This is a genomic window from Terriglobales bacterium (assembly GCA_035691485.1).
Taxonomy (GTDB): Bacteria; Acidobacteriota; Terriglobia; order Terriglobales; family Acidobacteriaceae; genus JAIQGF01.
This window is the reverse complement of sequence record DASSIZ010000010.1, coordinates 1-11,659: the sequence shown is the minus strand read 5'-3', so window position 1 is coordinate 11,659 and position 11,659 is coordinate 1. Positions and strand designations below refer to the sequence as shown.

Genomic DNA, 11,659 nt, shown 5'->3' with positions numbered 1-11,659 from the left:
TCAGGAAGTCCCAACGCCTCCGTCGGCCACAAGCTCGTACGCCGACGTGATTTCGAAGGCCGGCCGCAGAGAGCGATAGACCGGGCATTTGTCCTTATAGACGGAGTGCACACGCTCCACCGTGTCGCGCACGTTTCCCGCGGCCTTGAGTTGAAAGCGAACGTGCACGCGCCGGATGACGAGCACGCCGTCTTCGGATTCGATTTCGCCCCTGACCTCGGCGGTGAGGCGGTCGTTCTTGGCATCGATTTGACGCGCATCCAGCGCGCCCGCAAAGGTGCCGAGCATTCAACCGCCGAGCGCGGCGATGACGTAGTCGATGGTGGCGGAGTGCGATTCCTTCAGGCGCGCGGTGTCGATGCCGTAATGTTTAGCGATGGCGCCATGCACGCTGAAGCTCACCGGCTGGGCTTCGCCGGGAAGTTCAGCCACGCGCAGCGGTCCTGACTTGCGCGTGATCTTCACGTTGGATACGTAGACGACATCCCCCATTGCAGACCTCCACTCGTCCGTTTATTGGAGGCGTCGGGCGGCGGCTGGATTCAACCGATTTGCAGTCAGGTGCAGCGGCGCAATTCATTCCGCCGAGCCGGCGCGGCCCGCCCCAGGGGGGCTTGCGTGCAGACCTGCACGCCCGTCGGACGAATATCCGATGAGCCAATTGCCCGCCCGGCGCATCCATAACAGTGTCATGGCAGACAGAATCGAAAAAGCTGAAGCGGAATGGCGGAAGCAGCTTACGCCGGAGCAGTATCACGTGACGCGCGAACACGGAACCGAGCGGGCGTTTACCGGCGAGTATTGGAACAGCAAGGACAAGGGAATGTACACCTGCGTCTGTTGCGGTGAGCCGCTCTACAGCTCGGAAACCAAGTTCGACTCAGGAACAGGCTGGCCGAGTTTCTACGCGCCCGCGAAAGAGGAGAGCGTCGCCACCAACACTGACCGCAGCTTCGGCATGACACGGACCGAAGTGCGCTGCGCCCGCTGCGACGCTCACCTCGGCCACGTCTTCCCCGATGGGCCAAGGCCCACCGGCGTGCGCCACTGCATCAACTCGGCGGCGCTGAAGCTGGTGCCTTCCTCCTCCGGAGAGAAGCCCGCATCGTCGGAAGAGAAGAAGGCAGGCTAATCGCCGTCGGCCTGCAACTCCGGCCTGTTTTCACCAGCGGGACGGTTGAACAGAGGGGCTTCGCGCGCATGCGAGCGGTCCACCGGCACCGGATCCAGCCAAAGTTTTGAAAGCGAATGCCGGCCGTGGATGGCGTCGGCGTATTCGCGCTGGAGCACGCGCGTGACCGGTCCGGCTTTACCGGAGCCGATGGTGCGGCCGTCAATTTCGCGCAGCGCGATGACCTCGGCCGCGGTGCCGCAGACGAAGACCTCGTCGGCAATGTAGAGCTGGTCGCGTGAGACCGGCTCCTCGACGATTCTGAGCCCGAGAGCGCGCGCAAGCACGATGAGGCTGTCGCGGGTGATGCCTTCCAGGATGGCGGCCGCATGCGGTGTGTGCAAGGCGCCGCGGCGCACCAGGAAAATGTTTTCTCCGGTACATTCCGCCACGTATCCCTGCGGATCGAGCATGATGGCCTCTTCAAAGCCGAGGCGCAGCGACTCGGTGCGGGCGAGCACGGAGTTGGCGTAGTTACCCGAAATCTTCGCCTTCGTCATCATGACGTTGGAATGGTGACGAGTGAAGGAAGAGACGTTGGCCCGCACCCCGCGCTCCAGCGCCTCTTCTCCGAAGTAGGTCTCCCATTTCCAGACCGCGATGGCGGCATGGGGAACGCCGGTATCGAGCGTGAGGTTCCAGCCACCCTCCGCCAGGTAGATGAGCGGCCGGATGTAGCATTCATGGAAGCCGTTGGCCGCGACCACCTCTCTTGCCGCCTCGCATAATTGCTCGAAGGTAAAAGGCAGGTCGCGGAAGCCGAGCACGCGCGCCGAGTCCAGCAGTCGCCGCATGTGGTCCTGCAGGCGAAAGATGGCTGGACCGGAGGCTGTCGAGTAGCAGCGGATTCCCTCGAAGACGCCGATGCCGTAGTGCAGGGCAGGCGTCATGAAGTGAACCGTGGCATCTTCATAGCGGACGAGCTTGCCGCTCATCCAGATGTACTTCGAAGTCGCTGGCATAAAATCGTTCCTGGTACTGCGGTCCGTACGAATGAAAAACCCACCGCTGATCGGGCGGTGGGTTTGGGGTTGTTACTGTGTTAACTTTACCCGCCCTCCGCCATGACGCGGCTTACAAGGCACGCAATCGTGCGGCCTACCGCGCCGATGCTTTCGAGGCAGACAGACATTCTTACTGTGCAATATAAGGCGCACGGACCCCGAACGCGAACGCAAGTTTTCGATGCGTGGGATGAAAAAAAGCAGTTTTGTCCGATGGTAGGCGGGGCCGGGATTTACCGGTCTCCAAGCCGCATTTTCAGAACCTTCGGATGGTATCTTTAGTAGGCGCGATGGTGTAGCGGCGGAATTTGTTCCGCCGCTCACGACGCCAGGTCTTTGTATTCACTCACGTAACCAGCGCCGATGGCCGGGCATCGGCCGCGTGATCAGGGTTTCATGGACATTCTCGACAAGCTTTTTGAGCAGCATTTTCATACCGCAGTGATGCGGGTTCAGCCGCTGCAAGGACAGCTCGGCGGCTCCGGCCGCCGCATCATCCGGCTGGCGGCAGAAAAGACCAGCGCCATCGGCATTCTGTACGAGGTGAAGGAAGAGAACGCGGCCTTCCTGGAATTTTCGCATCATTTTCGGCGCCATGGCTTGCCGGTACCGGAAATCTACGAGGAGGATTTGTCGCGTGGCGCTTATCTGGAAGAAGACCTGGGCGACGTCACCCTGTTTGAATTCCTCAGCCGCCATCGCAACGGCAGCGAGATTGGCCGCGAAGCGATGGACGCCTATCGCAAGGTCATCGCGATACTGCCCCGGTTCCAAGTCGAAGCCGGCCGCGATCTCAATTACAAGGTCTGCTATCCGCGCGGCAGTTTCGATCGCCAGTCCATCCATTGGGACCTGAACTATTTCAAATATTATTTTCTGCGGCTGGCCGGTGTTCCCTTCAATGAGCAGGCGCTGGAAGATGATTTTGGGCGGCTGACCAAATTTCTGCTGAGCGCGCCGCGCGATTATTTTCTCTATCGCGACTTTCAATCGCGCAACGTAATGCTGCGCGACGGAGAGGCGTACTTCGTCGACTACCAGGGCGGACGCAAGGGCGCATTGCAGTACGACGTAGCTTCGCTGTTGTACGACGCCAAGGCCGACCTGCCGCCGGAAGTCCGGCAGCAATTGCTCGACGAATACCTCGACAACCTCGCCCGCTATGCTGACGTCGGCCGCGATGCGTTCATGCACCATTACTACGCGTACGTGTACGTTCGCATCATGCAGGCCCTTGGCGCCTACGGCTTCCGCGGCTTTTACGAGCGCAAACCGCATTTCCTGCAAAGCGTGCCGTACGCACTGAAAAACATCCGCTGGCTGCTGCACAATGCCGAGTTGCCGGTTCCTTTGCCGGAACTCACCAAGGCGTTCCAGGCGATGCTGGGTTCCGACCGGTTGCAGACGGTGTCGTTGAGTTCCGACAAGCTGCAGGTGCGGATTTTCAGCTTTTCATTTCATCGCGGGCTGCCGAAGGATGACACCGGCCACGGCGGAGGATTTGTTTTCGATACCCGCAGCATTCCCAACCCCGGACGCGACGAGCGTTTCCGGCCACTCACCGGAAAGGACGCCCCGGTCATCGAATACCTGGAACAGCAGGAGAGCGCGCGCCAGTATTTCGCCAGCGTGAAGTCGCTGGTGGACGCCAGCATCGGCAATTATCAGAGCCGTGGCTTCAAGAACCTGATGGTGTCCTTCGGCTGCACCGGCGGCCGGCACCGCTCGGTCTACATGGCCGAACAACTGGGCAAGCATCTACGCGAACGCAATGGCTTGGATGTGCAGGTGCGGCATCTTGCGTTGGAAGAGTCCGGAGAATGAAGGCGATGGTATTCGCGGCCGGGCTGGGGACGCGCCTGCGGCCGCTCACCAACGACCGGCCTAAGGCGCTGGTGGAGGTCGGCGGGCGCGCGCTGCTTGAAATTACGCTCAGCCGCCTGCGCAGCTTCGGTGTCCGCGAAGTCATCGTCAACGTGCATCATTATGCGGACATGGTGATTGAGTACCTGCATGCGCGCGAAAATTTCGGTATGCGCATCGAGATTTCGCGCGAAGACGTGCTGCTTGACACCGGCGGCGGGTTGAAGAAAGCCGCCTGGTTTTTTCTGGAGGATGCGGCCGGCCGGGAACAGCCATTCATCGTGCATAACGTGGACGTGATCAGCAGGGTAGACCTCCGCCGCATGGTGAACTTCCACGCTGAGCATGACGCTCTGGTCACTCTGGCAGTCCAGGAGCGGCCAACTTCGCGGTACCTGCTTTTCGATCAGCAGATGCAACTCTGCGGGCGCCAGGCGGGACGCGATGGCAATGCCGAACTGGTTCGGAACTCATCGCTGGCGCGGCCGCTGGCGTTTGCTGGCATCCATGTGGTTTCGCCACGACTGCTGTCGCGCATCAACGAAGAAGGCGCGTTTCCGATTATTCCGGTTTATTTGCGACTCTCGGGGGAGGGAGAAAAGATCCAGGGACTTCTGACGGACGCCTACTGGCGCGATCTTGGCAAGCCGGAGCATGTCGCGCAAGCCGCCGCGGACTTGAATGCCGGGCGACTCAGCCTGTAACCGGGTAGCCGGCAGCGGCCACGCGATTGGTGGCCGCGCCGCAGAAACAGAAATCAGGTTTGAAGGATTAACGTTCCGTGCCGGTCCTTAGCGTGTCTTCGCGAAGGGCGCTCATCGTCGCTTGCGTCTTGTCACGTACCTGCTGATATTGATCCCGAGCGGTGTCGGCCATTTCGCCGGCGCGCTTGGCAATCAACTGCCGCGCGTCGTCGCCGCGCATAGGCGCAAACAGCACGCCCAAGCCGACCCCGATCCCTAGTCCTGCAAGAAAATTCTTCATCGTTCCCCCTTGGTCGCAAGGAACCCCCTCCTGAAAAAGGAGGGGGCTCGTGGTTTCTCTAAGCAACGTCTTCGCGATTCTTGTCCTGGCCGGGCTGTCCGCTGCCCTGGCCTGGTTTGCGTTGCTGCTGCTGGTCGGATTGGTTTTCGCCGGGCTTGCGGTTCTGCTGGTCCGGCCGATTCTGGCCGCCCTGCTGCTGCCCCGGATTCCCCTGCTGCTGCCCCGGATTCCCCTGCTGCTGCCCTGGATTGCCTTGCTTGCGATCTTCCATGTTGTTTTCCCCGTTTTCTGGACTGCACTTTTAACTCTGGTGCTAATTGCATCTTCGAGGTTGCACCGATTCGAGAGCTGCCGGCTCGACAAATGCTTCGATACAACCTCGGATTCAGCCGGGCCTTCGTAAGTGGGAACACTTTTTACGGAGGCGGGAAATGGAATTGGAATCGCTGCGTGAGCTGTACGTTGAGGAATTGAAAGACCTGTATTCGGCGGAGAACCAGATTCTGAAAGCTTTGCCGAAGATGATTAAGGCGGCATCTTCCCCGAAATTGAAGGCCGGTTTTGAGGAGCACCTTGAACAAACCCGGAACCAGGTCCAACGGCTGGAGAAAATCTTCAAGGAACTCGATGAAAGTCCCAGGGGAAAGAAGTGCAAGGGCATGGAAGGTCTGATCGAGGAAGGCAAAGAGCTGATCCAGCAAGACGCGGATGCGGAAGTACTGGATGCCGGGCTGATCGCGGCGGCGCAACACGTCGAGCACTATGAAATCGCCGGCTACGGTTGCGTGCGCACCTACGCCGAGCTGCTCGGAGATACGAACGCCGCCAAGCTCCTGCGGGAAACGCTCGAGGAAGAAAAGACAACCGACGAGAAGCTGACGACGCTTGCGAAGTCCATCAACGTGCAGGCCAGGAAAGCCGCGTAATACGGAAACTACCGGCTGCGCGAAAACGCAGTTCTCGATTTAGAAAACGCCGTTTCTCAATCGCTGGAAGGAGAAGTTTATGCTCTGGACCATATTTGTGATTCTGCTGGTACTGTGGCTGCTGGGCTTTGGATTTCACGTGGCTGGCAGTCTGATACACCTGCTGTTGGTCGTAGCCGTGATCGTGCTGCTGATCAACTTGCTGAGCGGCCGCAGGACGGTGGTTTAACTATTGAAGGACGAAAGCCGTCAGACCTAACGAGCATGGTCCGGTCCAGGTGCGCCACTGGACCACGATCGTACGGCTAGCCGCCGGCTAGCGGACTTCCGACGCGGTGCCCTGCCACGCCTGATGCGCCACAGACTGCGGGCGACCTCTCCAAGGCGGTCGTCCGCTGGGCGAGTTCTGGCTTCCCGTGCAGAACACTTCTGTGACCCACCTGCGCTTGGGAGGAACTCCTGACCTTCCGGTATTTCGCCAATCAGGCAAATTTTCCAGTTTCGCCCGCAGCACCGAACACAAAAAAGGACAGCGAGCGTTGCATGTGTCAGCAAACGCGGCTGCCTCCGGTCACAGTTGTCGACCCCGCCCAGCCGCCGGGCGTCAAGCACAAAGATGGCGTAGCCGGAAAGGCTATTCGGGGCGCGGCTTTCCCGCGTTGCATATAGCTCCTGGTTGGGCTAGCATGCCGTTCGCTCTCCCAAGAGTTGAGCAAGCCCCGCTGAAGGATCAGGCAATAAAGGAATCAGGCAATAAGGGAATACGTCCTTCTCCCCCCTGAAGTCCGTCGGCGCTTTCTGTACCCAACTCATGCGAACGCGAACGACGCAATCCAGTTTTCTCTTTCTCTCGCGGGTGGTCAAATCGGTCGCCGGCGGTTCTCCTCATTCCCGTAAATCTGCATGCCGGCGCTTTTCAATCAGCCGGCCAGTGAAAAGGGAAAAAACAATAAAGGAGTCATTTATGTTTCAACGTATCGAGGCCCTGTCCGTGGTATGCGTGTTGCTGCTTGCGCTGTGCGGAATCTCCGCGGCGCAGAAGAAACCAAATATTAACAGTGGTAAGGCCCAGAGCGCTGATGGACGCATGTCGGCCATGGGCGAGGCGGCCGCGAAAGTCAACGCCGCCTTGGAGGCGAAGGGATTTGTTCTGCCCACTGTCTCCGGCAACAACAGTTTCGACAAAATTGGATGTGACAATCCCGCCGATTGCGGCGATGACGATGTTGTCATCGCCGGCGGCCAGGCCGAAACTTCCATCGCAGTTGACAGCACCGGCCAGCACATCGTGATCGGTTTCAATGATACCCGTGGCTTCAGCCTGAACCCGACCTCGGTTTCCGGCTTCATGTACTCCGACGACGGCGGTAAGACCTTCGTTGACGGCGGACAACTGCCCACGCCGGGTACCGACATCATCGGCACCACCAAGTACCCGCAGGTCTTCGGCGATCCCGATATAAAGTACCTGGGTGCGTGCAACTTCGTCTATTCGTCGATCATGGTCAAGAAGTTCTCCGCCACCCGCACGGTGCAGACCATGAGCGTTCATCGCTCCACCGACTGCGGCCACACCTGGACGGGACCGTTCGAGGTGACCGCCGCCACCAATCCCAACGGGCTGCTGTCGGGGAGCGGCTCGCCCCGTGATGCCGCCGACAAGGAGTTCATAGACGTGGATACCGCCACCGGGCGCGTCATCATGAGCTGGAGCAACTTCACCCCGGCCGCCCCCGGCGGTGTCGAGATCAGGACCACCTACTCCGACAACATCCTGACCGCCAATCCGCCCACCTGGTCAACCGGGAAAATTGTCTCTGCCATTGCTGAGGACGGCCAGTCTTCCATCCCGCGCTTTGCCGGCAACGGCACCAATGCCTACGTCGCTTGGAGAAGGTTCACCGGCTTCTATTTCCAGAGCATCGCGTTTGCACGCTCCGTGGACAACGGCGCTACCTGGCACACGCCTCTGGAACTGGGCAACGGCATCTTCTTCGCCTCCGACTACGAGATCGGCAACGACCGCCCTAACAATTCCCCCGCCATGGCGGTGGACCAGAAGAGCGGCGCGGTTTACGTCGTCTATGGCAACAACAATTTGCAGGACGGCGACGACATCTATTTCACCCGCAGCACCGACAACGGCCTGCACTTCTCGACCCCGATCATCCTCAACAGCCGGCCGGGCAATGACCGCTCGCAGTGGTATCCCTGGGTCACGGTCGACTCGACCACCGGCAGGGTCTGGGTTTTCTTTTACGACCAAGGACCCGCCGCGACGGGCGATCTCACTCAGGTCACCACCACCTACTCGGATGACGGCGGAACGAGCTGGAAGCAGCCGCTGCAGCTCTCCGATCGCACCTTCCACGCCGGTTGGGGCAACGATACCGGACAACCAAACCTCGGCGACTACAATCAGGCGGTGGCGCAGGGCGGCGAGTTGTTTGCCACCTTTGCCTACACTTATAGGCCTCCCGCTGGCTTCGCCGACGGCGAGCCTGGGTCCACCAGCTTTACCGTGCCGGACGTCACCTTCGTCCGCCGGCCCGAAGCCGATCACAAGTTCAAGGCAACAACTCTTGACCTGATGAACGTCGCTGCCACCGACAGCGGTGGGAACGGCTTCATCGACCCGAACGAGACCGTTACGCTCAACGCGATCTTCCGCAACTACGTCACCAACCCGCTCAACGCCGACAAGGTGCGTGGCGCCACGGCCTCGCTGGCCACAACCACGGACAACGTCAACATCGTCCAGGGCTTTTCCCCGATTCCCAACCTCGATCCGGGACAGACCGGCGCCAACAAGACGCCGTTTGTTATCCAGACGACGGCCGGATTCGTGCCCGGAACGCCCATCGAGCTGGTGTTCACCATCCGCAGCGCCGAGCATGCCGACGATGTGCTGAAATACACGCAGCTCACCGGCTCGCCCGTCTCCACCGTGCTGCTGTCCGAGAATTTTGACGGCGTGGCGCCCGGCGCCTTGCCGGCCGGATGGAGCGCAGCTCACGGGGCGGGACAAAACACCGTTCCGTGGACCACGCGCAACAACTTCTGCGGTTCCTCCAACGCAGCCTTCCACATCAACGCCAATGACGGCCCGGCCGGCGGTAGCCCGGGACGCTGGGAGCGCTTGTTATCTCCCACGTTCTCCATTCCGTCGAACGCCACCTGGGTCACCATTGACATGGACGTCTGCTACGACACGGAAGACGACCCGTTCTACAACATCCTCGCCTACGACGGCTTCTTCCTGCGCATTTTCGACAGCACGGCGGGAAGATTGACGCGTTCCAATCTGCTGGAAACCTTTGCCGACGAGTTCACCACCGGAGCCATCCAGAGCATGCCCAAGCATGAACCCCGTAGCTCCAGTGCAAACTACTTCCCCAACGGGGACATGTCCATGTGGGCCGGATTCTCCAATGGCCCGCAGCATGTCCGCCTGCGGCTTCCCGGCATGGCGGGCAGCACGGTGCAATTGCGCTTCGAGTACGCGCAGGACAGCAGCGGCATCTGCACCAACGTCCGGCCGACCCATACCGCCTGCGGTGTGTCCGTAGACAACATCGTGGTGAAGAGCGTGGTCGCGCCCGCAGCCCAGCCGTAAACCCTAACCTGTTGTTGCTCGGGAGCAGGCCCAAAGCCTGCTCCTTTTTTTGTGGGCACGATTTCAGTCGCGCTGCCGTGCAGCCAATAAAATCGGGCTTTAGCGCCCGCTAGGAAGCGATTCGCTTCAGCCAGTGAATTGCGCGCCCATACACAGGCTATAGCCGTGGCCTTCCCGGACACTTGTACATCCCCGCCCCCGCGAAGGGATCGCCTGTTGCTAATTGTGAGGAACTTCCGCCGGCGGCCGTCTGGCGGGCAGGATTTGCAGCTCAAGAGGCTCGCCGGTGGTGCGCTTCAGGTAGAGTTTGCTGCCTGCAATACGGAACTGGACTGTCCGGCCCCGCAGCGGCTCCAGCGCGCCCGGATCTCCACCGGCGTATTGCGTCTGGTAAGTATCCTTGCCGCTTTTCAACACGACATAGGCAATGGCGCCATAGCCTCTGCCCCTTATATGCGTGCCGTTGTCCTCGACGGGCGGCGTCACCGAACCTCCGTCCTCGGCCCGTTCCAGCACCCGGACGGTGGAGATTCGCCCCGTTTTCCATCCATCCTTGTCCCCCTGCGCCGAGTTCGCGGACACCATCGCCAAGAACACGGCGAACAGCATTGCCACACGCGACGTCATAGGTCTGTTTCCTATCATCTCAATTCTAGACGGTCGCCCCATCCTTGCCGCTTTGCCCCGAAGCGGCCGGATGTCCGCATGGAAAATGATGGTTGCAGTTTATGCCGCATAGATATGGCAAAGCGAGCTGCAGGTGATTCAGCGTGATGCTCGGAGCTCTGATCCGCCTGCTCTGTCGCAAAACAGGGCCGGCCCAGTCACGATTGAGTCAAGATGCAGGGTACGCCTGCATCACTCCCCGATCGACCCAAGATTCGCCTGATACTACTAAGGCGTCGTGCTTCGAGACTTACCGAAAAATTTCTTGGTGGGCCCGCCAGGATTTGAACCTGGGACCAATGGATTATGAGTCGTTTTTCGGGCATCTTAGCTAACCCGTTTTCGTTGTGCCATTTCGCCTCTAACCGATAGCTCGCCGGCCACTTACCGCAGTTGTGTCGGCACGTGTCAAGATGTGGCGAGATGTGGCAATCTGCTTTTCGCATGTGACAAAATTCCCTGGGGTAACTTACGCCGGCGTCGTGCTCACGTTGCCAGCGCGCAATGCATCTTGCTCGGCTTCAGCGAACTCCTGTTCCAAGCGGAAACGCTCCACGATCTGTTGCGACTTGGCGAGGTGCCCCTTGCTAAGGTGTACGTACCTTTGCGTGGTCTTCAGGTCTTCATGGCCCATCAATCTCGCCAGCGTGAGCGGATCGCCGCCGGCTTCGATATACCGTGTTCTGCCAGTCATAGATTCCGGTGTCGGCGATCTGCTCCAGTCCGAGATCTGCTATTAACTTGTCCTCTAGCTGAACGCTGTGCAGTTGAACTTCTTGCCAGCGAACCGGCGCACCCGATTCGCGTTCGCAACACACATGCCATAGCAGCTCCGAGCAGTGTTTGTGCTGGTCAGGCAAGGCTACCGCCCGCATCCACGGCATTGGGTTTGCCTTGCGCAGCTCGTCAGAATTCCGGGATGCGGTTCCCAACACGGGGGGACGGCCCGGCATGTCTTTCGAGGGATCACGAGCCAGCGCGCTGAATCACTAATGCCCTGCCACCTTCCTGCCGTACCGGTCAATTCTGACCAGATTTTCGATCAAACATGCAGGATATTGAGCAGGACAAGTGAGGTATTTAAGTGCCCGGGATGCTGATCTTATTGCTGCTTGTTATTTGGGTAGGGGCAATCGCAGTGTTTGTCTCTTTCGATTGGCCTGATAACCATCTCTGGGTTCCCGTGTTCCTCGCGATTGCGGGCGTATTCGGTTCGATCCTGCCGGTCGCGATCGCTCCCAACGTAGCTCTGATCGCGAATGCTGCTATGCTGATTTTGTTCATCCTCTCATTGGAGCGGTTGAGGTCCAGACGTTGGCGCGCCGTCGCATTCGTGAACCATCGCCGTTGATGAAGGCAGCGGCTCTGAAGTGCGCTCAAATAAGGAGCACTCAAATAAGGGTTACTGTTGTGATCAAAGATACTTGCA

At 59.7% G+C, this 11,659-nt stretch carries 14 protein-coding genes; 8 read left to right on the top strand and 6 right to left on the bottom strand.

What is annotated here, in order from left to right; translation table 11 throughout:
• Together VFI82_00835 and VFI82_00830 are read right to left on the bottom strand one after the other, a co-directional pair.
• A complete protein-coding gene (locus VFI82_00835) occupies nt 1-288 on the bottom strand; it encodes an OsmC family protein (protein HET7183198.1) in 288 nt (95 codons plus the stop codon).
• Nucleotides 289-492 carry a hypothetical protein gene (locus tag VFI82_00830; protein ID HET7183197.1) on the bottom strand — a complete coding sequence of 68 codons (204 nt, stop codon included), beginning with the start codon at nt 490-492 and terminating at the stop codon, nt 289-291.
• 199 nt (nt 493-691) lie between these two features.
• Between VFI82_00830 and msrB the strand changes: the two genes are divergently transcribed.
• Nucleotides 692-1,132, top strand: coding sequence for a peptide-methionine (R)-S-oxide reductase MsrB (msrB, locus tag VFI82_00825; GenBank protein ID HET7183196.1), 441 nt, complete (start codon nt 692-694; stop codon nt 1,130-1,132).
• Here msrB and VFI82_00820 read toward each other — a convergent pair.
• Nucleotides 1,129-2,133 (bottom strand): branched-chain amino acid transaminase, encoded by a 1,005-nt coding sequence (locus VFI82_00820; GenBank protein ID HET7183195.1) that lies wholly within the window; start codon nt 2,131-2,133, stop codon nt 1,129-1,131. The two genes, msrB and VFI82_00820, sit on opposite strands and share 4 nt — an antisense overlap.
• Before the next feature lie 438 nt (nt 2,134-2,571).
• On the opposite strand from VFI82_00820, the gene VFI82_00815 reads away from it, so the two are divergent.
• Entirely contained in the window at nt 2,572-3,999 is a 1,428-nt protein-coding gene (locus VFI82_00815; protein ID HET7183194.1) for an RNase adapter RapZ, read from the top strand.
• The gene (locus VFI82_00810; protein ID HET7183193.1) at nt 3,996-4,742 is read left to right on the top strand and encodes a nucleotidyltransferase family protein; all 747 of its coding nucleotides are present in this window, start codon (nt 3,996-3,998) and stop codon (nt 4,740-4,742) included. The genes VFI82_00815 and VFI82_00810 overlap by 4 nt, the downstream gene beginning before the upstream one ends.
• 67 nt (nt 4,743-4,809) lie before the next feature.
• Here VFI82_00810 and VFI82_00805 read toward each other — a convergent pair whose 3' ends face one another.
• Complete coding sequence (locus tag VFI82_00805) at nt 4,810-5,022, bottom strand: YtxH domain-containing protein (GenBank protein HET7183192.1); 213 nt, start codon at nt 5,020-5,022, stop codon at nt 4,810-4,812.
• 49 nt (nt 5,023-5,071) lie between these two features.
• On the opposite strand from VFI82_00805, the gene VFI82_00800 reads away from it, so the two are divergent.
• From VFI82_00800 to VFI82_00785, 4 genes are all read left to right on the top strand, one after another.
• Nucleotides 5,072-5,425, top strand: a complete 354-nt coding sequence (locus VFI82_00800) for a hypothetical protein (protein HET7183191.1) — start codon at nt 5,072-5,074, stop codon at nt 5,423-5,425.
• A 28-nt stretch (nt 5,426-5,453) separates the two neighbouring features.
• Complete coding sequence (locus tag VFI82_00795; protein ID HET7183190.1) at nt 5,454-5,948, top strand: ferritin-like domain-containing protein; 495 nt, start codon at nt 5,454-5,456, stop codon at nt 5,946-5,948.
• 79 nt (nt 5,949-6,027) lie between these two features.
• Nucleotides 6,028-6,177 carry a lmo0937 family membrane protein gene (locus VFI82_00790; GenBank protein HET7183189.1) on the top strand — a complete coding sequence of 50 codons (150 nt, stop codon included), beginning with the start codon at nt 6,028-6,030 and terminating at the stop codon, nt 6,175-6,177.
• A 735-nt stretch (nt 6,178-6,912) separates the two neighbouring features.
• Nucleotides 6,913-9,564 (top strand): sialidase family protein, encoded by a 2,652-nt coding sequence (locus VFI82_00785; protein ID HET7183188.1) that lies wholly within the window; start codon nt 6,913-6,915, stop codon nt 9,562-9,564.
• Nucleotides 9,565-9,783: 219 nt separating this feature from the next.
• Here the strand turns inward: VFI82_00785 and VFI82_00780 are convergent, their stop codons facing one another.
• Together VFI82_00780 and VFI82_00775 are read right to left on the bottom strand one after the other, a co-directional pair.
• Nucleotides 9,784-10,191, bottom strand: coding sequence for a hypothetical protein (locus VFI82_00780; GenBank protein HET7183187.1), 408 nt, complete (start codon nt 10,189-10,191; stop codon nt 9,784-9,786).
• Nucleotides 10,192-10,699: 508 nt separating this feature from the next.
• Entirely contained in the window at nt 10,700-10,924 is a 225-nt protein-coding gene (locus VFI82_00775; protein ID HET7183186.1) for a tyrosine-type recombinase/integrase, read from the bottom strand.
• A gap of 390 nt (nt 10,925-11,314) precedes the next feature.
• Between VFI82_00775 and VFI82_00770 the strand changes: the two genes are divergently transcribed.
• Complete coding sequence (locus tag VFI82_00770; GenBank protein ID HET7183185.1) at nt 11,315-11,581, top strand: hypothetical protein; 267 nt, start codon at nt 11,315-11,317, stop codon at nt 11,579-11,581.
• The last annotated feature ends 78 nt before the right edge of the window (nt 11,582-11,659 follow it).

Excerpts from the sequence above, each read along its gene's own strand:
- VFI82_00785 (HET7183188.1), top strand. The coding sequence starts at position 6,913 with ATGTTTCAACGTATCGAGGCCCTGTCCGTGGTATGCGTGTTGCTGCTT.
- VFI82_00805 (HET7183192.1), bottom strand. The coding sequence starts at position 5,022 with ATGAAGAATTTTCTTGCAGGACTAGGGATCGGGGTCGGCTTGGGCGTG.
- VFI82_00775 (HET7183186.1), bottom strand. The coding sequence starts at position 10,924 with ATGACTGGCAGAACACGGTATATCGAAGCCGGCGGCGATCCGCTCACG.
- VFI82_00820 (HET7183195.1), bottom strand. The coding sequence starts at position 2,133 with ATGCCAGCGACTTCGAAGTACATCTGGATGAGCGGCAAGCTCGTCCGC.
- VFI82_00795 (HET7183190.1), top strand. The coding sequence starts at position 5,454 with ATGGAATTGGAATCGCTGCGTGAGCTGTACGTTGAGGAATTGAAAGAC.
- VFI82_00810 (HET7183193.1), top strand. The coding sequence starts at position 3,996 with ATGAAGGCGATGGTATTCGCGGCCGGGCTGGGGACGCGCCTGCGGCCG.
- VFI82_00815 (HET7183194.1), top strand. The coding sequence starts at position 2,572 with ATGGACATTCTCGACAAGCTTTTTGAGCAGCATTTTCATACCGCAGTG.
- msrB (HET7183196.1), top strand. The coding sequence starts at position 692 with ATGGCAGACAGAATCGAAAAAGCTGAAGCGGAATGGCGGAAGCAGCTT.
- VFI82_00835 (HET7183198.1), bottom strand. The coding sequence starts at position 288 with ATGCTCGGCACCTTTGCGGGCGCGCTGGATGCGCGTCAAATCGATGCC.
- VFI82_00780 (HET7183187.1), bottom strand. The coding sequence starts at position 10,191 with ATGACGTCGCGTGTGGCAATGCTGTTCGCCGTGTTCTTGGCGATGGTG.
- VFI82_00790 (HET7183189.1), top strand. The coding sequence starts at position 6,028 with ATGCTCTGGACCATATTTGTGATTCTGCTGGTACTGTGGCTGCTGGGC.
- VFI82_00830 (HET7183197.1), bottom strand. The coding sequence starts at position 492 with ATGGGGGATGTCGTCTACGTATCCAACGTGAAGATCACGCGCAAGTCA.